General features: G+C 56.6%; 22 protein-coding genes. 9 read left to right on the forward strand and 13 right to left on the reverse strand.

The features are described from left to right. Position 1 precedes the first annotated feature (1 nt). The 4 genes from RBB44_RS16500 (at position 2) to RBB44_RS16515 (ending at position 4,525) form a co-directional block, all read left to right on the forward strand. Positions 2 to 865: a D-amino-acid transaminase gene (locus RBB44_RS16500; RefSeq protein WP_306148741.1), complete on the forward strand. Its 864-nt coding sequence runs from the start codon at positions 2 to 4 to the stop codon at positions 863 to 865. Between the two features lie 189 nt (positions 866 to 1,054). Next, on the forward strand, positions 1,055 to 1,309 hold the full coding sequence (hfq, locus tag RBB44_RS16505; protein WP_006934516.1) for an RNA chaperone Hfq: 255 nt from the start codon (positions 1,055 to 1,057) through the stop codon (positions 1,307 to 1,309). 120 nt (positions 1,310 to 1,429) lie between these two features. Further along, on the forward strand, positions 1,430 to 2,725 hold the full coding sequence (gene hflX / locus RBB44_RS16510; RefSeq protein ID WP_306148784.1) for a GTPase HflX: 1,296 nt from the start codon (positions 1,430 to 1,432) through the stop codon (positions 2,723 to 2,725). A gap of 360 nt (positions 2,726 to 3,085) precedes the next feature. Then, the gene (locus RBB44_RS16515; RefSeq protein WP_306148742.1) at positions 3,086 to 4,525 is read left to right on the forward strand and encodes a ferric reductase-like transmembrane domain-containing protein; all 1,440 of its coding nucleotides are present in this window, start codon (positions 3,086 to 3,088) and stop codon (positions 4,523 to 4,525) included. Positions 4,526 to 4,597: 72 nt separating this feature from the next. On the opposite strand, the gene RBB44_RS16520 is transcribed toward RBB44_RS16515, so the two are convergent. From RBB44_RS16520 to RBB44_RS16575, 12 genes are all read right to left on the reverse strand, one after another. Beyond that, positions 4,598 to 5,341 (reverse strand): ABC transporter substrate-binding protein, encoded by a 744-nt coding sequence (locus RBB44_RS16520; RefSeq protein WP_306148743.1) that lies wholly within the window; start codon positions 5,339 to 5,341, stop codon positions 4,598 to 4,600. Positions 5,342 to 5,449: 108 nt separating this feature from the next. After that, positions 5,450 to 6,286, reverse strand: coding sequence for a nucleoside triphosphate pyrophosphohydrolase (mazG, locus tag RBB44_RS16525; protein WP_306148744.1), 837 nt, complete (start codon positions 6,284 to 6,286; stop codon positions 5,450 to 5,452). 65 nt (positions 6,287 to 6,351) lie between these two features. Next, positions 6,352 to 7,131, reverse strand: a complete 780-nt coding sequence (locus tag RBB44_RS16530; RefSeq protein ID WP_306148745.1) for an Fpg/Nei family DNA glycosylase — start codon at positions 7,129 to 7,131, stop codon at positions 6,352 to 6,354. A gap of 113 nt (positions 7,132 to 7,244) precedes the next feature. Then, positions 7,245 to 8,390: an ABC transporter permease gene (locus tag RBB44_RS16535; protein WP_306148746.1), complete on the reverse strand. Its 1,146-nt coding sequence runs from the start codon at positions 8,388 to 8,390 to the stop codon at positions 7,245 to 7,247. Beyond that, positions 8,387 to 9,310, reverse strand: a complete 924-nt coding sequence (locus RBB44_RS16540; RefSeq protein ID WP_371932271.1) for an ABC transporter permease — start codon at positions 9,308 to 9,310, stop codon at positions 8,387 to 8,389. The genes RBB44_RS16535 and RBB44_RS16540 overlap by 4 nt, the downstream gene beginning before the upstream one ends. Positions 9,311 to 9,321: 11 nt before the next feature. Beyond that, entirely contained in the window at positions 9,322 to 10,113 is a 792-nt protein-coding gene (locus tag RBB44_RS16545) for an ABC transporter ATP-binding protein (RefSeq protein WP_133947767.1), read from the reverse strand. 135 nt (positions 10,114 to 10,248) lie between these two features. After that, positions 10,249 to 11,706: a dihydropyrimidinase gene (gene hydA / locus RBB44_RS16550; RefSeq protein WP_306148747.1), complete on the reverse strand. Its 1,458-nt coding sequence runs from the start codon at positions 11,704 to 11,706 to the stop codon at positions 10,249 to 10,251. 66 nt (positions 11,707 to 11,772) lie between these two features. Then, positions 11,773 to 12,606, reverse strand: coding sequence for an endo alpha-1,4 polygalactosaminidase (locus tag RBB44_RS16555; protein WP_306148748.1), 834 nt, complete (start codon positions 12,604 to 12,606; stop codon positions 11,773 to 11,775). A gap of 105 nt (positions 12,607 to 12,711) precedes the next feature. Next, complete coding sequence (locus tag RBB44_RS16560; protein WP_306148749.1) at positions 12,712 to 13,038, reverse strand: hypothetical protein; 327 nt, start codon at positions 13,036 to 13,038, stop codon at positions 12,712 to 12,714. A gap of 11 nt (positions 13,039 to 13,049) precedes the next feature. Then, positions 13,050 to 14,306, reverse strand: a complete 1,257-nt coding sequence (locus tag RBB44_RS16565) for a Zn-dependent hydrolase (protein WP_306148750.1) — start codon at positions 14,304 to 14,306, stop codon at positions 13,050 to 13,052. A gap of 13 nt (positions 14,307 to 14,319) precedes the next feature. Then, positions 14,320 to 14,607, reverse strand: coding sequence for a cupin domain-containing protein (locus RBB44_RS16570; protein ID WP_306148751.1), 288 nt, complete (start codon positions 14,605 to 14,607; stop codon positions 14,320 to 14,322). A gap of 13 nt (positions 14,608 to 14,620) precedes the next feature. Then, a complete protein-coding gene (locus RBB44_RS16575; RefSeq protein ID WP_306148752.1) occupies positions 14,621 to 15,964 on the reverse strand; it encodes an aspartate aminotransferase family protein in 1,344 nt (447 codons plus the stop codon). Positions 15,965 to 16,457: 493 nt separating this feature from the next. On the opposite strand from RBB44_RS16575, the gene RBB44_RS16580 reads away from it, so the two are divergent. Together RBB44_RS16580 and arfB are read left to right on the forward strand one after the other, a co-directional pair. Beyond that, positions 16,458 to 17,138 (forward strand): TetR family transcriptional regulator C-terminal domain-containing protein, encoded by a 681-nt coding sequence (locus RBB44_RS16580; protein WP_306148753.1) that lies wholly within the window; start codon positions 16,458 to 16,460, stop codon positions 17,136 to 17,138. Next, on the forward strand, positions 17,135 to 17,596 hold the full coding sequence (gene arfB, locus RBB44_RS16585; RefSeq protein ID WP_306148754.1) for an alternative ribosome rescue aminoacyl-tRNA hydrolase ArfB: 462 nt from the start codon (positions 17,135 to 17,137) through the stop codon (positions 17,594 to 17,596). Before RBB44_RS16580 ends, arfB begins: the two co-directional genes overlap by 4 nt. A gap of 10 nt (positions 17,597 to 17,606) precedes the next feature. Here the strand turns inward: arfB and RBB44_RS16590 are convergent, their stop codons facing one another. Then, entirely contained in the window at positions 17,607 to 18,167 is a 561-nt protein-coding gene (locus RBB44_RS16590) for a TetR/AcrR family transcriptional regulator (RefSeq protein WP_306148755.1), read from the reverse strand. Positions 18,168 to 18,242: 75 nt separating this feature from the next. Between RBB44_RS16590 and RBB44_RS16595 the strand changes: the two genes are divergently transcribed. The 3 genes from RBB44_RS16595 to RBB44_RS16605 all read left to right on the forward strand — a co-directional run bounded on the left by RBB44_RS16595 (position 18,243) and on the right by RBB44_RS16605 (position 21,619). Continuing rightward, on the forward strand, positions 18,243 to 19,466 hold the full coding sequence (locus RBB44_RS16595; RefSeq protein ID WP_306148756.1) for an acetyl-CoA C-acyltransferase: 1,224 nt from the start codon (positions 18,243 to 18,245) through the stop codon (positions 19,464 to 19,466). Positions 19,467 to 19,578: 112 nt separating this feature from the next. After that, a complete protein-coding gene (locus tag RBB44_RS16600; RefSeq protein ID WP_306148757.1) occupies positions 19,579 to 20,748 on the forward strand; it encodes an MFS transporter in 1,170 nt (389 codons plus the stop codon). A gap of 1 nt (position 20,749) precedes the next feature. After that, entirely contained in the window at positions 20,750 to 21,619 is an 870-nt protein-coding gene (locus RBB44_RS16605) for an alpha/beta fold hydrolase (protein ID WP_306148758.1), read from the forward strand. Positions 21,620 to 21,625: the final 6 nt, after the last annotated feature.

Consider the following 21,625-nt stretch of genomic DNA (forward strand, 5'->3'; position numbering starts at 1 on the left):
CATGAGCCGTATTGCCTATGTGAATGGTCAATATGTCCAGCATTCGGAAGCTGCAGTCCATATTGAAGATCGCGGTTACCAGTTTGCAGATGGCGTCTATGAGGTTTGCGAGGTTTGGAACAACCAGATCGTTGACATGCCGCGCCATCTGGAGCGCCTCGGCCGGTCCTTGAGCGAGTTGTCCATTGATTGGCCTATGAGCCGGCCGGCAGTCGAATTTGTACTGCGCCAGGTGGTGCGCCGGAACAAGGTGCGCAATGGGCTTGTGTACATCCAGGTGACACGCGGCGTTTCAAAACGTGACCATTTTTTCCCGCCGGCAAATGTCGCGCCTTCAATTGTGGTGACGGCACGCTCTTCCAACCCGGCTGCGGTGAACGCGCAAGCCGAGGCCGGGATTGCGGTATTCAGTTACCCGGAAAACCGTTGGCCGCGGGTGGATATCAAGACTGTGGCCCTGCTGCCGAATGTTCTCGCCAAGCAGAGCGCGAAGGAAAAGGGCGGCAAAGAGGCCTGGTATGTGGACGCGGACGGCAATGTGACCGAAGGCGGCTCGACCAATGCCTGGATTGTAACAAAAGATGGCAAGTTGATCACGCGGCCGGCAGAGAGCGGTATCTTGCGTGGGATCACACGCACAGCGATTTTGGACCTCGTTGAGCGCGAAGGGTTGTCTTTCGAAGAACGGCCTTTCAGCCTCGAAGAGGCCTATGATGCCAAGGAAGCGTTTGTTACCGCTGCGACAAATATCGCAATGCCTGTTGTACGAATTGATGACAAGGTAATCGGGAATGGGCATCCCGGATCGGTTGCAACCCGATTGCGCGAACTGTTCCATACTGCTACTGATTTGAAGGTGGTGTGAATCGTAGCCCGCTTTGATGCCGGGCTGGGGATACTTGAGGGTCAGGGCAGATGACCCACTGATAGATGGGCAATAAAAAAGCGGGCAGGCTGGGTACACCATAATCTGAGAGGATTTGTGCTTGGAACAGTCAGCCAGGAGAAAACCGGGTGCCTGGCCGCATCCGGACCAAATAGGATAAAAGAACACATGGCTGAGCGCGCACAAAACCTACAAGACACATTCCTCAATCACGTTCGCAAACAAAAAACACCGCTCACAATTTTCTTGATCAACGGGGTCAAGCTGCAGGGAGTTGTGACGTGGTTCGACAATTTCTGCGTTCTGCTGCGCCGCGACGGTCATTCGCAGCTGGTTTACAAACATGCCATTTCCACAATTATGCCAAACGGACCTGTTCAATTGTTCGATCAGGCTGAGGAAAACGCGGAAAAGGCAAGCTGATTGAAACCGAAGTCTCGCGAAGACGACTTTTCGAAATCCAATGGTTCAGAAGAACCGGGTCAGAAATCTCTTAGACAAAAAGACACTGGGGTAGATCGTCTGCCCCAGCGCTTTCGTGCGATGATCCTAGAACCGGTCATCCAGCTGCGTTCTGAAAACTCCCAGGCAGACCTCAGATCCAACCGGAGCCCGGAAGCCCGGCTTGACGAAGCGATTGGCCTCAGCGCGGCCATCAACTTGGATATCGTCCATTCTGGCGTGGTGCGGATAAACAATCCCAAGCCTGCGACGCTGTTCGGCGAAGGTAAGGTTGCGGAACTTGCCGGCATTGTTGCCAGTGAGGATCTGGATCTGGTTGTTATCGACCACCCGTTGTCTCCGGTTCAGCAAAGAAACCTGGAACGCCGCCTGAAGACCAAGGTGATCGACAGGACAGGTTTGATTCTGGAGATCTTCGGTGACCGCGCACGGACCAAAGAAGGCAAGCTTCAAGTCGATCTGGCGCATCTGACCTGGCAGAAAAGTCGGTTGGTCCGGTCCTGGACGCACCTTGAACGACAAAGGGGCGGCGCCGGGTTCATGGGCGGTCCAGGGGAAACCCAAATCGAGGCCGACCGCCGTCAGATCCAAGAACGGATCATTGCGCTGCAGAAGCAGCTTGAAAGCGTGCGCCGAACCCGGGAACTGCACCGAAAGAAACGGAAGAAGATCCCGCAACCGGTTGTCGCCCTGGTGGGTTATACGAACGCGGGAAAGTCCACGCTTTTCAATCGTCTGACTGAGTCCGAAGTGTTTGCCAAAGATCTTCTCTTTGCAACGCTGGATCCAACGCTGCGCAAAATCACGTTGCCGCATGGGCGGGAGATTATCCTGTCAGATACGGTTGGCTTTATCTCGGACCTGCCGACGCATCTGGTAGCTGCTTTCCGTGCGACCCTTGAAGAGGTGCTGGAAGCGGATTTGATCCTCCATGTGCGTGATATTTCGCACCCTGACACGGACGCGCAAGCCGAAGACGTCCAAAAGACCTTGGAAGAACTTGGGGTCGATGCGCTGACTGGCGCACCGATCATTGAGGTCTGGAACAAGATCGATCTCCTCGACAAGGACTACCGGGCGAAACTCCTCTTAGAAGAACAAGGTGAGGGTCCCGTCGCCCTGTCTGCTGTGACCGGTGAGGGCATTGATCATCTGAGTGCCCGCGTTGACAGTTTCATGGCGCGGCATGACGATATCCTGTCGGTCCGTATACCAGTTGCAGAAGGCGCATTGATTGCAAAGCTTTACCAGATGGCTGAGGTCCTCGAGCGTACCGACGGCGAAGAATACGTGACCGCGGAAGTCCGGGTCTCGGACAAGCAACGTGGACCGTTCCGGGATCTCTTCGGCAAGTTTGCAATTGATCCATCTGAATAACGGACCGATACACGCCGTTCGGGCTTCTGATACCGGAACAGCGCCAACCTTTCGAATTGACGGGTTCATTTTTTAATTGACCGGGACGGTACACGTCCTGGTTTGATGGCAGGTGTTTGCGTTCCTGCCGCCGTATTTCCTGTTTCCGGTCTCAGTGCCGCCGAAATTCCGGCCATTTCGCTAACTATCAGTCTTAGAACAATAAAACTGGTCCAAAACGGATCGCTGGCACTCTGTTTTTTCGAGTTGGGGGCATATTTGAGAGCGGTTCAACGCACTCAGACATGCGGCACGGGAATTCGGGGAAACCACCTGAAGCTTAGACAAGCATAACAATGCTATTCATGGTGGGAGCAACTGATGCGACTTATCTATCCACATGTCGGATTTCTTCTTTTTATTGCTGTCGTTTACAGCGCACTTCTCAGCGGTGTTCCAGCTGAAAACCTGATACCAGCTACCTTTGGAGTTGGTGCATTTGTGGCCATGACAGTGTGTATGGTGCTGGCCGCGCGAATAAGGATCGTTGACGGACTTCTGGGTGGTCCCGGGCGATCTTACCAAGTGCACAGGATCTTTGCCCATTGGGCATGGATCATGACCCTTGCTCATTGGATCCTGGCGGAACCGCGCGGAGAAAGCATTGTGCCCGGCTGGGAAGAGTTTGGTACCCGCGCCGGGACGTTTGCGGGGATTTATCTCATGATCCTGGTGTTGTACGGGCTCATCCCCGCGATTCCCTATCATGTCTGGCGCTGGACCCATTATGCAATGGGCCCGATTTATCTCGTCACGGTCGCTCACGTCTTCCTATCGGCCATCCCTGTCGAAGATTTCAGTGTGCATTGGTGGGTGCTGGCGGTCTTGTCTGTGGTTGGCATTGCTGCGATGGCGCGTGTCATCGCGCACCATTTGCACCGGCCTCGCCGAATGCAAGTAAGTGCTTTGAAGCACAACCATGACAGCATCGATATCCGGCTTGAACCGCGAGATGGCCGGGGGCCGGTCGCATGGTGTCCGGGCCAGCACGCGAGCCTCTCCTGCACCAAACGAGGCCTTCGGGAACCGCACCCGTTCACAATTGCATCGGCGCCAAGTCAGAACGGTATGCGTTTCGTTATCTTCGACCGTGGAGATTATACAAAGAAGCTGCAAACGCAGCTCAAGGTTGGCGACGAGGTGCTGTTGAACAGGATTGCGGGTGACTTTGCCCCACAAACCGATCCAAAACGGATCTACAGGCAGATTTGGGTTGCGGGCGGAGCAGGGATTACCCCGTTTCTGGCAGCGCTTGGCGCAATGTCACCTGACCACGGGCCGCGGATTGACTTGTTTTATATTTACAGGTCCATGAACCATGCGGTCGATCCCAATTATCTGGCGGCAATGGCCAAACGGTTGCCTCAACTGGTGGTGCATTTTCTCGGCGATGCGGAAGGCGCCCGGTTCAACATGGAGACCTTCGATGCCCATTTGCCGCCTGGTTGGCAATCATCCGAGCTCTTTGCGTGCGGTCCGGATCCACTGCTGACAATTGCATGCCGATCCTATCGCGCGGCCGGTGGCCAACTGCCGATCCATACGGAGGTCTTTGATTTCCGCAATCCCATACGGACATGGCGGCAGGTCTTCGGCCTCGGACCCAAACGCACCATCCAGCAGCGCCCCCCGTCAGAGGACGCTCATCCGATCGGTCCGAAAACCATCGGGGCACCAGCCGGAATGCAACCCGCCTGGCCACAGCGCAGACCTCAACTGGCACCTGAACCAAGAGCGATACCGTCGCCCGTGGCAAGTTGATGATCAAAGGCTAGGAATTGGCGTTGGTTCGTGGAGGACTAGCGCCAATTCAATTGGGTAAACACTCAGTGTCTAGTTCTGTTTGGCCGGGGGGTGATAGGCGCAACAGGTAAGCTGGTTCCGGCTGAATTTCGGCAAAACAGTATTGAGGCGCACTCTTCGCGAGACGTTATCCCTTTCACCGGAAAAGGCCAGCACCAACGGTTTGCGAAACAAAATATATTTGTTGGCAACCAGCCCGGTGATACCCATTTTTTCGCTGATGCGGAGCATGACTGATGGATCGGTCACGGCGACCTCTATCCGACCGGCTGCAAGCATACGAACAAGATCTTGTTCAGTGTCCACGCCCGTCGCCGTGGTGGCGTGGTGTTCGACCTCTTCTTGAATTTCAATCGGGTAGACAAAGCTCCGGACATACCCGACCGGGTAGTTTTCAAAGAGATCGTGCGTGTTGTGCCAAGACACACTGCTGTCCTGACGATGAACAACTCCAACCTGAGACATCATGATGGGCCGGGAGCCTTTAAAACCTTCGATGATTTCTTCTGGCCAGGCCGGAAAATAGCCGATGTACTGGCCGCTTTTCGCAAGCGCCTTGGCACGGGGGAACGACATGTAATCGATTTCGAGGGTCACACCGATCTCGGCTAAAGACGCGCGGAGAACGGCAACAGCGCTGCCACCATTCTTTTCCTGCGGGCTTGAATAGGGCGGCCAATCCAATGCTGAAATGCGCCACGTCTCAGCATGCGCTGAAAACGCAGCTGTGAGGGTCGCCATTGCAAACAGCGCAAAAGCTTTGAGGAGGGCCATGAAAGTCTGGTGCTTCCGATCGTGTTTTGCAGAAGTGTGAGAGATTCTGACCTTAAGTAAACCGTGGCAAAACACGTATGGTCAGTTTTTGCCAGTCTCAAAACAGGATCAGGTTGCAGCTGGGTCCTGTTTCTTTGCAGCTTGCCACGCCGTTTCCATTTCTTCGAGGCTCATTGCGTCCAGTGTGGCTCCATTTGCCTCTGCAACGCCCTCGATTGCTGCAAATCTTCGGCGGAATTTCCGGTTAGTCCGGCGCAAGGCTTCTTCCGGGTCGATATCGAGGTGCCGGGCGAGGTTTGCCAGGGCAAAAAACGTATCGCCCAACTCGTCTGTGATCCGGTCCTTGTCAGGATCAGATTTGGAGAGTTCCTCGTCCAGCTCATGGGTCTCTTCCCGGATCTTGTCCAGAACCAGCCGGGCATCGTTCCAGTCGAAACCGACCTTGGATGCCCGGCGCTGGAGCTTGTCCGCCTCTTGAAGGGCAGGGAAGGCCGTTGGCACGTCGTCGAGAAATCCTTTGTTCGGCTCGGCAAGCCCCTGGGCTTCCCGTTCAGCACGTTTTTCGGCCCGTTCTTCCGATTTGATCCGCTCCCAAATTCCCTTGACGAGTTCGGGTTTTTCACCGGTTTCATCGCCAAAGACATGCGGATGCCGACGGATCATCTTTTTGGTGATGCCCTCCACCACATCGGGAAACGAAAAATGATCCTCTTCCTCTGCCATCCGCGCGTGGTAGACCACCTGCAAAAGAAGATCGCCCAGCTCTTCGCGCAGCTCCAGCATGTCGTCTTTAGCGATCGCGTCGGCGACCTCATACGCTTCTTCCAGAGTGTAGGGCGCAATCGTCGCGAAGTTCTGTTCCAGATCCCAGGGGCACCCGGTTCCGGGCGTGCGCAGGGCAGCCATGATTTCGATAAGGCGGGAGATGTCTCGGCTGGGTTTCATTGGAGGCCTTGGCAGATAATTGTTGCGCACGAAGATGCCACTCTTGGCAGGTTCCAAGGTGAGTTTCAATCCGCCTGACAGGCTGCGCAGAAGTATGCCTTGCGTGTGTCGATTTCGACCTGCGTGATATCACCCGCACAGGTGGGGCAACTCCGTTTCCCGAAGATATTGACCCGCTCGCGATACCGGCCCCGACCGGGGGCAGCCTCATCGACAGTTATGATCGCGTTGCGTTTGACGCCGATCTCGAGCAAATGCACGGCATCGGCCCAGAGGCGCTCAAAGTCATCTTTTGAGAGGTCTTTTCCAGGCCGGTCAGGATGAATGCCTTGGCGCCACAAAATTTCACTGCGGTAGATGTTGCCGATACCGGCCACAACGGATTGGTTCATCAGGAGCTTGCCGATGGGTGACCGGCTCTTGGAGATCCGGGAGTAGACCCGCTCAGGATCTGCATCTGCGCGAAGAATGTCGGGGCCAATCCGCGATGTCAGCTTGGCCAGATCATCCGGATCGAGGATCTCACACGCCGTTGGTCCGTTGATATCGATGAGATGTGTGTCGCCAATCATCCGGATACGGACCGCGCCCCGCGGTTCGGGCTCAGGGAGTTTCCTTTTTCGGATACGGCCGAACAGTCCGAGATGGACGTGAAGAAAGGTTTCCCGTTCAAAGCTGTAGATCAGGTGTTTGCCATAGGCTTCGACATCTTTGCAAAGGCGTCCGTTGAGCCAGGCGGCACCATCTTCGAACCGCCCTTGCGGTGAAGAAATGGCTAAATAGCGATTTTTAAGGATTTTCCGGTGGTCACTGGCGGCACGATGGATCGTATGGCCTTCTGGCATTGGCGAATGGCTCTTGGAAATGCGGGTGGGATGAAGGGCTTCAATTTGAAGTCCTCCAAACCATAGGGCGCGTTTCCGATCAGACCAGTCCTAAAGGTCACCCTCCGGACGCGTTACCCGCGGATTGAGGGATGCCAGAAGGTTACCGCGCGCTCCAGAAGCGCAACCAGGCCATAAAACAAAGAGCCGGCCAACGCTGCGACAGCAATTTCTGCCCAGACCATATCGACATTCATTCGCCCGACTTCTGTGGAAATCCGGAAGCCCATGCCGACTATCGGGGTGCCGAAGAATTCCGCCACGATAGCCCCGATCAGAGCGAGCGTGGAGTTGATCTTGAGCGCATTGAAAATGAACGGCATGGCCATGGGCAAACGCAGCTTGAACAAGGTCTGCCAGTAGTTGGAGGCGTAGGTCCGCATCAGATCCCGTTGCATGGAATCAGATGCGGCGAGACCAGAGACCGTATTCACCAGCATCGGGAAGAAGGTCATGATGATCACGACGGCCGCCTTGGATGGCCAATCGAAGCCGAACCACATCACCATAATCGGGGCGACACCGATGATTGGCAGCGCGGAAACCAGATTGCCGATTGGCAAAAGCCCCCGGCGGAGGAAGGGTACCCGGTCGACCAGGATCGCGATCAGGAAACCTGCTCCGCATCCAAGCGCGTAACCGACGAGCACTGCCTTCAAGAAGGTCTGCTGGAAGTCGGCCCAAAGGGTGGGGACAGACGTCGTCATCCGCAGCCAGATCTCGGACGGCGCTGGCAGCAAGACCTTGGGAACACCTGCGCCGGTTACGATCAGCTCCCAAAGGATCAAGAGCGTGATGCCAAAGATCGCTGGGATGGCCAGGTTCACAATTCGGGTGGTGAGCAGCGACCGGCTTTTCCAGATCGCCAAACGTTCCACGAACAACCAAAAGGCCGCCCAGGTTGCAGCTGTCAGCGCCCAGAACCCGAGTGCGGCGTCCCCTTCGTGGCGGCCCGCCGCGCTGATTAAAAGCGAAGCAGCGAGGGCCGCGACAATGCCCAATGCTAAGTCGCCAATCCAGTTGCGCATGAAGCCAAGCTCATAACGAACGCCAAGGATCGCCAGAAGCACGAGGCTCAAGGCAAGTTGTGGTGCCTCCAGAATGCCGATATCCGGTTTGAAGGCGGCGCTGAAAAGCCCGACAAGAACCATGGCGACGACAAACCAGGCGAGTAGTGCCGGCATGTCGAACCGGCGTTTTGAGACCGTTTGTGCACTCATCTCGCCATCCCCATGCGCTTCAAAGTGAGTTTTTCAAGGGCGCCGATCAGGGCCACCAGGCTTCCGGCCAGGAAGGCGGCCATCAAAAGCGCGGACCAGATCTGGATGGTTTGACCATAGTACGAGCCCGCGAGAAGGCGTGCGCCAAGTCCGGCGACGGCTCCAGTCGGTAATTCCCCAACGATCGCGCCCACCAGAGACGCCGCCATGCCGATCTTCATGGATGTGAAGAGGTAGGGAGCCGCGTAAGGCAAGCGCAGTTTCCAAAACGCTTGAAGACGCGTTGCAGAATAGGTGTGCATCAGATCCATATGAATGACTTCCGGAGAGCGCAGGCCTTTCACCATTCCGACGGTGACCGGAAAGAAGGACAGATAGGTCGAAATCATCGCCTTCGGCAGCAATCCGGAGATGCCGACCGCATTCAAAACCACAATGATCATCGGCGCGATGGCGAGGATCGGAATGGTTTGCGAGGAAATCACCCATGGCATCATAGACTTGTCGAGAACGCGGCTGTGTACGATCCCGACAGCAAGCAGGATTCCGAGCAATGTCCCGATCAGAAACCCGAGAAGGGTCGACGACAATGTAATGCCGGAATGGTAGATGAGGGACCGCTTGGACGTGATCTTCTTTTCGACCGTTGTGTTCCAGATCTCAGCGATGACCTGATGCGGTGCCGGCAGAACGGGGCGCTCCTGGGCCAACGTATCTGTGACCAACTGGCTCATTGGCACGTCGGTCTGATTGGCCCGCTCATACATGTCCTGCTGAAACGGCGTGTTCAAGGCAACAGCTGCGACGTACCAGATTGCAAAGATCGCGAGAACGACCACCAGGACCGGTCCGAGAGTGCCGGACATCAGACCAGCAAACGGATTTGTGCTGCGCGGGGCGGTGAGGGCTGTGTCAGACATAAGCTGCTCCCTCAGTCTTCATAGGAGTGACCGGCCTTCAGGCCTTCGCGGACACGGTGGGCGATCTTCAAAAACTCCGGAGTCTCGCGAATGTCGAGATTACGGTCGCGCGGCAAGTCGCTTTCGATCACATCGTAAATCCGGCCGGGCCGCGGACACAGGACGACGATCTTGGTCGACAGGAACACAGCTTCCGGAATGGAGTGGGTGACGAAAACGACGGTCTTATTGGTTTTCGCCCAAAGCTGCAGCAGCTGCTCGTTGAGGTGATCGCGCACAATTTCATCGAGCGCGCCAAAGGGTTCATCCATCAGCAGGAGGTCGGGTTCCACAGCCAAGGCACGGGCAATTGATGCCCGCTGCTGCATTCCGCCGGAGAGCTGCCATGGGTATTTCTTTTCAAATCCGGCGAGGTTCACCAGCTCCATGTTTTTCTGGATGCGCTGCTGCTGTTCTTCGCGTGAAAGGCCCATGATCTCCAGTGGCAGGGCAACGTTTTTTGCAATCGTCCGCCAGGGATAAAGGGCTGCCGCCTGAAAGACATATCCATAGGCGCGATTGAGCCGTGCCTCTTCCGGAGAAACGCCATTGACGGTGATGGATCCAGCCGTTGGCCGCTCCAGATCGGCAATTACGCGCAGCAGGGTGGTCTTGCCGCAGCCGGATGGACCGATGAAGGAGACGAAGTCACCCTCCTCGATTTTCAGGTCAATGTCGGACAGCGCATGGACCGGGCCATCGTTGGTTTCAAAGGTGAGCGACAAATTGTCGATATCGATCACCCGGTTCGCCTGTGAGCTCATGGCGTCTTCCAGTCCATCTTCAATTTCAGCGGCAGTCAGCATTTTCTTCTTTTTCCTACAGGCGACGGTCGCGGGGCAATGCCCGGCAAGAGCTCAGGCCGCGAAATATGGATCGCGGTCTGAGCTTGTTTCAAATCAGACGCCGCTGGCTGGAATGCCGGTGCGTTCGACCTTGCGTGGTGCGGTCAGTTCCTTCCAGGTGCTAAGCGCCTTGTTGACCGCCTGGAACGGCTCGCGCTTGACGAATTCACCATGGCCCTGCTGCGGGTTGACCGTCCCGTCTTTGACCGCGACGCGTCCACGGGTCAACGTGTAGCGCGGCAGGCCTTTGACATGCTTGCCTTCAAAGACGTTGTAGTCGATGGCAGACTGCTGGCTGGCAGCGGAAATTGTTTTCTCTTTTTCCGGGTCCCAAACCACAATATCTGCGTCCGCGCCAACCAAAATTGCTCCTTTTTTCGGATAGATATTCAGGATCTTTGCAATATTGGTTGAAGTGACGGCGACGAACTCGTTCGGTGTCAAACGGCCCGTGCCGACACCGTATGTCCAGAGCATCGGCATGCGGTCTTCGAGGCCGCCGGTGCCATTCGGGATCTGGGTGAAGTCACCAACACCGGTGCGCTTCTGATCAGTCGTGAAGGCGCAGTGGTCGGTTGCAACAACTTGAAGAGACCCGGAGGCGAGCCCCGCCCACAGGCTGTCCTGGTGTTTCTTGTCGCGGAAGGGCGGCGACATCACCCGGCGGGCGGCATGGTCCCAGTCGGGATGCTTGTACTCGCTGTCATCAAGGGTCAGGTGCTGGATGAGCGGTTCGCCATAAGCCCGGATGCCGTTTTGGCGGGCGCGGCGGATCGCTTCATGGGCCTGCTCCGACGATGTGTGCACGATGTAGACCGGGACGCCGGCCATGTCTGCGATCATGATGGCGCGGTTTGTGGCCTCGCCCTCGACTTCCGGCGGGCGGGAATAGGCATGCGCTTCCGGACCGTTGTTGCCTTCTGACAGAAGTTTTTGCTGCAGCGTTGCGACAACGTCACCGTTTTCGGCGTGCACCAGCGGCAGGGCACCAAGTTCCGCACAGCGTTGGAAAGATGCGAACATCTCGTCATCGTTCACCATCAAGGCGCCTTTGTAGGCCATGAAGTGCTTGAAGGTGTTGATGCCTTTTTCGCGGACAACAGTCTCCATCTCGTTGAAGACCTGCTCGCCCCACCAGGTGATCGCCATGTGGAAGGAGTAGTCGCAGTGGGCCATCGTCGACTTGTTGTCCCACATCTGAATGGCTTCCAGGAGACCTTGACCGGGCGAGGGCAGGGCGAAGTCCACCACCATTGTCGTGCCGCCCGAAAGCGCCGCACGGGTGCCGGAATCAAAGTTGTCAGAAGAGAATGTGCCCATGAACGGCATTTCGAGGTGCGTGTGCGGATCGATCCCGCCCGGCATCACATAACAGCCAGTCGCATCCAGTGTTTCATCGCCGGATAGATTTGGACCGATTTCGACGATTTTGCCACCTTCGATTTTCACGTCCGCTTCATAGGAAAGGTCAGCGGTGACGACGGTGCCGCCCTTGATCACTTTGCTTGCCATTGTCGTTCCCCTTCTTGTCTCGGCTGTCTTGGATTTACGTCCAGACCGCCTGTCTCGTCTGTTTGATTAAAACTCTGCCTGGCAGAAGATCACCGGTGCGGTCACCGGCCGGTCCTTGCGGATCATGTTGATGTTCAGCCGCGCGCCTTCCGCGCAGGCTTTGGCAAAATCAATGTCGACATCGGTGTATTCGGCGTTGAAGGCCGGTTTGTTTGCCTTTGGATAAGCTGCGATCTGCTCGCATGTGCCAGTTTCAAAACAGCTTTCCGTGATGGCGAAATCGAAATGCGGCAGCAAGGCTTCCGTGAGCTCCGGCACGTTCTTTTGCGCGATCCTGAGCCCCAAACCATGCGCCACATGGGCCAGTGTCGTGGCATAGCGCACCGTATCCGCCGCGGTTAGCGGAAAGCCACTGTCTTGTGCGTAAGCGTCGAGACCATCCGGCTCTATGGCGGTGAACCCCTGGTTTTTGCAGGCAACGATCTGCTGTGTGATCACCGGCACAACCATTTGAAGGCGGCGTACATCCAGATAATGTTCGTTCGGCTTGGTCTTTTGCGCGCTGCCAATGACAGCGGGTGGAAGGTCAGAAAACCCAGGGTCTGTCTCTGCAATTGTTCCGGCGTTGACATGGCAGACCGTATCGACCCCTTGTGCGCGGAGTGCTTGCAGTTGTTCCGCTGTGACAAGCCGCGGATCAAGCGTCAGCATTTCGACCTCCCGATCGAGATCGGCAGGTCCTTTGAGCTGCCAATCCCACCGGTCTCCGACATGGAACTTCGCCGTCGCGAATGCCGGTGCCGAATGCGCCCCGCAGACCCCAAATCCACACACCATCGTGATAGCCGCTGCTCTCAGCGCCTTTCCGATGTGCATGATTTTTGGGGCTGCGTGTTTCATTGGTTTCCTTGGCAATTTGTTTCAAGGTTTAGGTCCCGGCTCAAGGCCGGGACGGCATATTACTTATCCTCAGTGCTGTCCCGGGCTTGATCCGGGACCCGGTAGCTATGTTTCCTCACTCTTTTTGTTAGTGAAATGACTGGCGTTATGGGGAGTTGGTGCATTGAAATACACAGGTACTTCGAATGTGAGTTTGTTGGTGCTTTCGGTTTTCGCACCTGCTTTTAGCTCTCCAAATGAAAGTACTTGAATACCTCCACCGCCCTCCGCACTGACCGTCACAGAGACCTCAAATTTCACTTCGTGCGCTTTTTCAATGCGCTTTCCATTGATGTGTCCGGGAGCAATGAACAGAAGGGATTCCTCCTGAGCATCCACTACCCCCTTTGTGACAGCAAGAAGAGATCGTTTTACAAACTCATCCAAGTTCATTGATCAATTCCTCACTCCACGATCTCCGCGGTTTCGACGACCGCATGGAAGAGAACATCCGTGCCAGCTTTCGCCCAGTCCTTGGAGATCTCTTCGGCTTCGTTGTGGGACAATCCGTCGACGCAGGGGCACATGATCATCGCTGTCGGCGCGACCTTGTTGATCCAGCAAGCATCGTGACCCGCGCCGGAGATGATATTCTGATGGGAGTAGCCGAGGCGCTCCGCCGCATTGCGGACAGCGGTGACGCAGTTTTCGTCGAAGGTGACCGGATCAAAGCCGCCGACTTTTTCAAATTCGACGTCCAGGCCCATCATGTCGCAAATCTTCTTAGCGCCTTTCTTCATGTCCTCTTCCATCGCCGCAATGACATTGATGTCCGGAGAACGGAAGTCGATCGTGAAAACCACCTTGCCCGGGATCACGTTTCGGGAGTTCGGGTAAACGTCGATATGACCAGCGGCGCCAACCGCGTGCGGCTTGTGGGACCAGGCTATCTCGTCGACCAGATCCAGGATCCGGGCCATGCCGAGACCGGCGTTTTTGCGCATCGGCATCGGCGTGGATCCGGTGTGGCTGTCCTTGCCGGTGATGGTCACCTGTGTCCAGGAGAGGCCCTGGCCATGAGTGACAACACCGATGTCCTTGCCTTCCGCTTCCAGGATCGGGCCTTGCTCGATGTGCAGCTCGAACATGGCGTGCATCTTGTCTTTGCGGGCGCCGACTTCTTCATCGCCCACCCAGCCGATGCGTTTCAGCTCATCCCCAAACTTCAGACCTTCGTGATCTTCCTTGGCATAGGCCTCATCGAGGGTGTGGATCCCGGCAAACACGCCGGACGCCAGCATGGCCGGGGCAAAGCGCGTGCCTTCCTCGTTGGTCCAGTTGGTCACAACGATCGGGTGTTTGGTCTTGATGCCGAGATCGTTCATCGTGCGCACGACTTCCAGACCGCCAAGCACACCCAGAACGCCGTCATACTTGCCGCCGGTCGGCTGGGTGTCGAGGTGAGACCCGACATAGACGGGCAGGGCGTCCGGGTCTGTGCCCGGCCGGGTCATGAACATGTTGCCCATGGTGTCGACACCCATGGTCATGCCGGCGTCTTCGCACCATTTCTGGAACAGTTTCCGGCCTTCCGCGTCTGCATCCGTCAGGGTTTGACGGTTGTTGCCGCCAGCAACGCCCGGACCGATCTTGGCCATTTCCATCAGGCTGTCCCACAGCCGGTCTGCGTTGATCCTGAGGTTTTCGCCCGGAGCTGCCATGGTGCCTTGTCTCCTATTTCAATTCCACTTCGACGAAGGACATCGGATAGTCTCCGCCGTTGATTACATTGTGTTCCACGCCTTCAGAGCGCCGGTAAGCCGTGCCAGCTGCAACCGTTACTGTTCTGCTCGTGCCACCGGGCTCCTCCAGCACCATCTGGCAGTCAGTGACTGCCGTAATGACGTAGTCGAAGCCATGACGATGCCAGCCGGTCTCCGCGCCAGGTTCGAAGTCAAATCGTGTCACGCGGACACGATCATCATCGATCAGGGTTTCGCTGGTGGCAGCTGGTCTCGTCATGACTGGCTTTCCGTTAGTCGATCGCGTTCAAAACCGTCCGCAATTTGCCGAACAACTCGTCGATTTGAGCTTCGGAGATGATCAGCGGCGGGGACAACGCGATGATGTCGCCGGTGGTGCGGATCAATATGCCGTCGTCATAGGCTTTCAAGAACGCGGAGAACGCCCGTTTCGTCGGCGCGCCGTCAATCGGTGTCAGCTCAATCGCCCCAATCAAGCCGAGATTGCGGATGTCGATGACGTGCGGACAATCCTTGAGGGAGTGCAGGCCGTCTTCCCAGTATTGGGCCAGGCTCGCCGCCCGGGTCAGAAGGCCTTCTTCTTCATAGGTATCCAAGGTCGCCAGAGCGGCTGCACAGGCAATCGGGTGACCGGAATAGGTATAGCCGTGGAAGAGTTCGATCAGGTGATCTGGCCCATTCATGAAAGCATCATAGATCTTCTTGGCGCAGAACACTGCACCCATCGGGATCACGCCGCTGGTGATACCCTTGGCCGTCGTCACCATGTCCGGAATGACGTCGAAATAGTCGACGGCAAACGGCGTTCCGAGGCGGCCGAAGCCGGTGATCACTTCGTCAAAGATCAGGAGAATGCCGTTTTGGTCGCAGATTTCGCGCAGGCGCTTCAGATATCCGACCGGCGGGATCAGAACGCCCGTTGAGCCGGCAACGGGCTCCACGATCACGGCAGCGATTGTGGAGGCATCATGCAACTGGACCAGACGGATCAGCTCTTCGGCATATTCTGCACCGTTTTTCGGCTCCCCGCGGGAGAAGGCATTCCGGCTGAGGTCGTGAGTGTGCGGCAGATGGTCGACACCGTTCAACATATTGCCGAACTGCTTGCGGTTCGCGACGATGCCGCCAACGGAAATCCCGCCGAAACCGGTGCCGTGATAACCGCGTTCACGGCCGATAAACCGGGTTCGTGTGCCCTGACCGATGGAGCGCTGATACCCAAGTGCGATTTTCAGGGCCGTGTCGACGCTCTCAGACCCGGAGTTCGTGAAAAACACATGGTCCAGCGGGGAGGGCATCATGGCTGTGAGGCGTGCCGCCAGCTCAAATGCCTTCGGATGCCCCATCTGAAAGGCCGGGGCATAGTCCATTTCTGCGACTTGGTTTTGGACTGCTTCCACGATTTTCGGGCGGCCGTGACCTGCGTTGCAGCACCAAAGACCCGCTGTCCCATCCAAAACCTGCCGGCCATCGGAGGTGGTGTAGTGCATGTCCTTTGCGCCGACGAACATCCGCGGGTTCTGCTTGAACTGGCGGTTCGCCGTGTAAGGCATCCAGAACGCTTCAAGATTGTTGGTTGCAGCCTGGCTCGATGCTGCTGATGCCGATGACGACATACGTCCTCCTTGCGGTCCTTAACGCGTATCGCGAACCGCCTGTTGGTTGTTTTCTATGGAGGAGAGTAAGACATAGGTCAGCTGCCCGCGCAAAGCAGGAATTTCACTGACATGCCGGGTCCTCTCCCCCTGGCTGTTCCTTGTGCACCTGGCGCGGGCTTTGGCCTCTTTTGCCTGGTGCGAAATCCTCTGTCGGCCATTTGGGCCAGGCCGTATTCCGGCCGTTCTTGCCTGATGACTGAGGCTGGTCCGGTTCCGTCTGCCCCATTGCAGCGCCGATCCGGATCGTCTAGCCTTCTGACCATCTGGTCAATTTAGCCTATGGCGCTTTTGACCAAATGGTCAAGATGCAAAATCAGCCGGTGTGACTAATTTGTGATCATGTCCGTCATTGGTGCATTTTCATGGCCGTGGACGGCGCAGATGCTGGTTTCTGACGGAAATCGGTTGTCTGTGGGGAATACGCTCTAAGGGGCAAGTGCGGGGTAGCTAAATGGCTGATGTCGGTGGGCAAGTGCCTGCAAGTTCAAGGGTCGGTGGAATGAGCCGGATCCAGGAGAAAAACAGGACACTGATTCTGGACGCCGCCTTGAAGGAATTTTCCCGGTACGGGTTTTCCGGTGCAACGGTGGAGCGGATCGCCGCCGAAGCCGGTATGTCGAAATCAAATCTCCTGTATTATTTCTCGTCGAAAGAAGCGATCTACACGGCAGCGCTTGCACATATTCTTGATGTCTGGCTGGCGCCTCTTAAAACCCTCGATCGGGAGGGCGACCCTGCTACCGAACTTGCTGCCTACATCCGCCAGAAGATCGAGATATCCGCCAACTTCCCTGAAGCCTCACGTCTGTTTGCCAATGAGGTGATGCAAGGGGCGCCGCAAATCCTGCCGATCCTGGAAACAGATCTCCGGCGTCTGGTTGCCGAAAAGGTGGCGGTGATCGAAAGCTGGATTGCGGACGGCAAGATCAGCAAGACCGAGCCGTTGCATCTGATCTTTTCCATCTGGGCGACCACGCAGCATTACGCGGATTTTGCCGTGCAGATCCGGGCTCTGACCGGTCACGATTTGAGCGATGAGGATTTCAAGCTGGAAACCGAGCGGGCCGTGACACAACAGATCCTGGCAAGCATCGGTCTGCGTTTTCCTGAAGAAACTCCCGAGACCGCATGAGCGGGGATGAAGACCAGCCGGCGCCGTCGTCCCGAATTCCGGTCACCGGGCGTCTCTATATCACACGAGACGATTTGAATGAGGATTTCATTCGAGCCTCCGGTCCGGGCGGTCAGAATGTCAACAAGGTGTCGACGGCCGTTCAATTGAGGTTCAATTTGTGGGCCAACCAGACGCTGCCGCATGACGTCAAAACCCGAGCCGCGAAGATTGCCGGAAGCCGATTGACGCAATATGGCGAAATCATTCTCCAGGCGGACCGGCACAGGACCCGGGAGCGCAACCGCGAAGATGCGCTGGCCCGCTTGATTGATTTGTTGAAACGGGCGACCGAAAAGCCCAAGCCCCGAAAAGCGACCAAACCAACTCTTGGGTCGAAGCGCAGACGGCTCGATGCCAAGAAACAGCGCGGTCAGGTCAAGAAACTGCGGGGCCGGTCGTCCGGTTTCGAGGACTAAACTTACGTAACTATTCTGTTTTTCCGGCGGCCTTCAGAAGAGTTGCCTTAAGATCCGGATCTTCGGTTGCCCGTGCCAATAAGAGAGCGCCAACCATTTGGGAGATGAACCTCAAGGCATCTTCTTGCTCTGAAAGGGGTGTGGTTTCATCTTTCCCCGAAACCAGGGCGGCCGTTTCGCGTAAGGCTCGGTCAAAAGCTTCCCGGACGTCCTTGGTCTGCCTCGGCGCATCTCCGGCAAGGGCTGCATAGGAGCAGCCGGTCCCGCGAGCGTTTACGTGGGTTTCGGACAGATACCAATGCGTAACAGCATCTTTCGAAGAGCCTGACGTATCCTCGGCAATGCTTCGGCGCCAGTGGTCCAGGTTTTCTGACAAGGCATGCGCGGTGGCTTCCGCCATCAAGGCGTCCTTGCTGGCGAACTGTTTGTAAAACGCGCCATTTGTGAGGCCTGACGCCTTCATCAAACCGGCAATGCCAATACCGTCGAACCCGTGTTGGCGGAACAATTGGCTGGCTGTCTCGACAACCCGTGCTCTGTTTTCGCGCGCATCTTCGCGGCTCACTCTCATCAGAAAATCTCCATCAACTGATTTTGATTATAGTCATAATCCTTTTGTTGACAATAAAGAATACGAACATAATCTATGCGTGAAATTCAGATAGAGGTTCAGATCATGCCGCTTACTCAAGACAGGCCAATCGTCATCAGCGCAGCACGGAGAACACCGTTGGGGGGCTTCATGGGGGCATTGGCGTCTGTGCCTACCCCGCAACTCGGGGCAACCGCGATATCAGCAGCTCTCAAGGATGCTGGGGTTTCAGGTGATCTGGTCGACGAGGCCCTTATGGGTTGCGTCTTGCCCGCAGGCCTCGGGCAAGCACCCACGCGTCAGGCGGCGCGTGCTGCCGGTCTGCCTGATTCCTGCAGCGCTACAACCATCAACAAGGTCTGCGGGTCCGGCATGAAGTCGGTCATGCTTGGCCATGATCTTCTCAAGGCCGGATCAGCCGGTGTCGTCGTCGCCGGCGGGATGGAAACAATGTCGCGGGCCCCGTTTCTGCTTCCTGAGATGCGCGGTGGGCGAAAGGCCGGGTCCGCTGAAGTCATTGATCACATGATGCGGGACGGTCTTGAAGATGCTTATGAGACCGGCAGGCCGATGGGAGCCTTTGGCGAGGCAACTGCGGAGAAGTTCCAGTTCAGCCGGTCTGACCAGGATGGCTATGCCATGGAAACGTTGGAACGGGCGCAAGCCGCTGTTCGTAATGGAACCTTTGCATCGGAAATCGTGCCCGTTCCGGTCCAGACGCGAAAGGGAACCATCCTTGTTGAAAAGGATGAGCGCCCCCCGCAGATCAACTCCGCCAAGATACCGGATTTGCGGGCAGCCTTTGGGGAGAATGGGACGATCACGGCAGCGAGTTCGTCTGCCAATGCAGATGGCGCAGCTGCTTTGGTGCTCACCAGCAGGGAAACGGCACATGAGCATGAAATGCCTGTCCTGGCCCATATTGTCGGTCATGCGACGCACGCCCAAGCACCGGAATGGTTCACAACAGCGCCTATTCCTGCCATTCAGAAACTGATCAAGCAGATCGGCTGGACGGTTGAAGACGTTGATCTTTTTGAAATCAATGAAGCTTTCGCCGTCGTCGCCATGGCCGCCGCCAAGGAATTGGGGATCCCGCGCGGCAAACTCAATGTGAACGGCGGCGCTTGTGCTCTTGGGCACCCCATTGGAGCGACCGGAGCCCGTATCGTGGTCACACTGCTGCATGCCTTGAAGGCGCGCGGCCTCAAAAAAGGCATCGCGTCCCTGTGTATCGGAGGCGGGGAGGCAACCGCGATCGCAATTCAGCTGCCATAATCGCAACGCTTCGTTTTTCAAATCCCTATTCCAAAACCTGCCGGCAGAAACACCCGCCTATTGCGGCCGGGTGGTACGGCGAGCTTTTGGAAGTTGATAGGAATAATTTCTTATGATGAGCCTTGCTCTCTTGTTGTGCCCCTTTGCTTTCACCATGGGTGCTTTTGCGTTCTCCGGCGCCTTGGTGCCAATGGCTGCAAGTCTAGGTGTCTCTGTCGGCGAAGCCGCTGCGCTGCAGTCCGGTTTTGCAATTGCCTGCGCGATTTGCGGTCCGGTGCTTGCCAAACTCACATCATCTCTTCCCCGCAAGTCCCTCCTGCTGACGGTCTTGATGTTGATGACGGTCCTCAACGGTCTTTCGGCTATGGTGTCTGGGTATGGCGCGTTGATGGCCTCAAGGGTCTTGGTTGGTGGTGTCGGGGCATTGGCTTTTCCGCTGGCAACAGCGATTGCCTCAGCTGGCGCAACCGAAGACGGCAGACCGGCGGCTGTCGCCAAGGTCTATGCCGGGATACCTCTTGCCATGATCGTCGGCATTCCGGTTGGATCCGTCCTCGGGAATATCATCGGATGGCAGTCCTGTTTCGCGGCAACGGGTATTGTCTCGGCCATGGCCTTCGCGCTGGTTTTGGTGAGTGTGCCCTCCAAAATCCCTTTGCAACAGCATTCTGCCCGGTCTCGTGAGCCTGTAGGGACGGCCATTGTGGCTCACCTCGCGATCATGCTGATTGCCTCCACGGCCTTGTTCACACTGGTGGGGCTCTTGGGACCGATTATCCGCGCAATGACCGAGTTTTCAGGCCTTGGGATCGCTGCGCTTCAGCTCTTAGCCGGACTGAGCAGTCTTGCCGGGATCCGGCTTGGGGCGAGATACGCGATGGGGCAAAGCCGGTCCTTGCTCGCAGTCCTGTTCCTGGTCCTGGCTGTGTCACTGGCCGTTGTCGTTCCATCGCTTGGACTTCAACAGGCTGGCAGTATCGGACTGGGAACCATCTTCGTAAGTGTGGTCCTTGGGCCTGTAGCCCAATTTGCCATCGGCGCAACTGTGCAAGCCCGGCTTGCCGCTTTGGCCGGTTCTTCGGCGACCTTTGTTTTCGCGTTGAATGCATCCATGGTTTACTTCGGTCAGGGCCTTGGAATTGCGCTCGGCGCTGCCGCACTGGATCTCTCAGGAATAGCATCCGCGCCAGCCATAGGAACCGCGATTGCGTTGACCGGTTGCCTGTTGGCCGTATGGCTCGGTCACTTCACCAAAAACCATTTTCAAACAGCAAGAGGATAAAATGTCTCCAGTTAACAACGAAGCCGGGTTGGCCGCCTTTGAGGCTCGGGTCAGCCATCATTTTGCCGACAATAATGGCACCAAGATCCATTTTGCCAGCGCAGGCGAGGGGCCCTTGGTCGTGTTTATCCATGGGTTCCCGGATCACTGGCTCACCTGGTGGCAACAGATGGATGCTTTGTCAAAGACCCACCGCACCGTTGCCATGGACCTTCGGGGGTTCAATCTCTCCGATCATCCGGAAGACCAATCTGCTTACGCACCAGAGACCCTCGCTTCAGATGTCTGCGCGGTCATAGACGCCTGTGGCGAACGCGGCGCTGTCGTGATCGGTCATGACTGGGGCGGTTTTGTCGCCTGGCAAACGGCGATGCTGTTTCCAGATCGGGTGCAGCGCCTTGGAATCGTCAATCTGCCGCATCCCTGGGCCATTGCACGCGAACTTGCCAACAATCCGGATCAACAAAAGGCCAGTGGATATGCCCGAGTGTTCCAGCAGCCGGGGTCTGAATCCAAACTGGATTTTGACCGGCTCTCCACCTGGATCCATGATCCGGCGTTCCGCACCCGCCATATGGCAGCGATGGAGAAGTCCAACCGCACAGGCATGCTCAACTATTACCGGGTGTGTTTTCCTGCCGAGCCTTACACCGCACGCACCGATACCCCGCCCCCAATCAAAATGCCAGTTCTCGTCGTTCATGGGACAGAAGATCCTTATGTCCTGACCGCGGGCCATAACAATTTGTGGGAGTACGTGGAGGGCAGTTTGACCATTCGGGCCTGGTCCGGCGTCGGCCATTTTGTTCAACATGATGCCCCTGACCGGTTGGTCACGGCCTTCAAGAGCTGGATTGGCGAAACGATCTAGAAGAGC

The sequence above is a fragment of the Roseibium sp. MMSF_3247 genome (assembly GCF_030733765.1).
Classification (GTDB): Bacteria; Pseudomonadota; Alphaproteobacteria; order Rhizobiales; family Stappiaceae; genus Roseibium.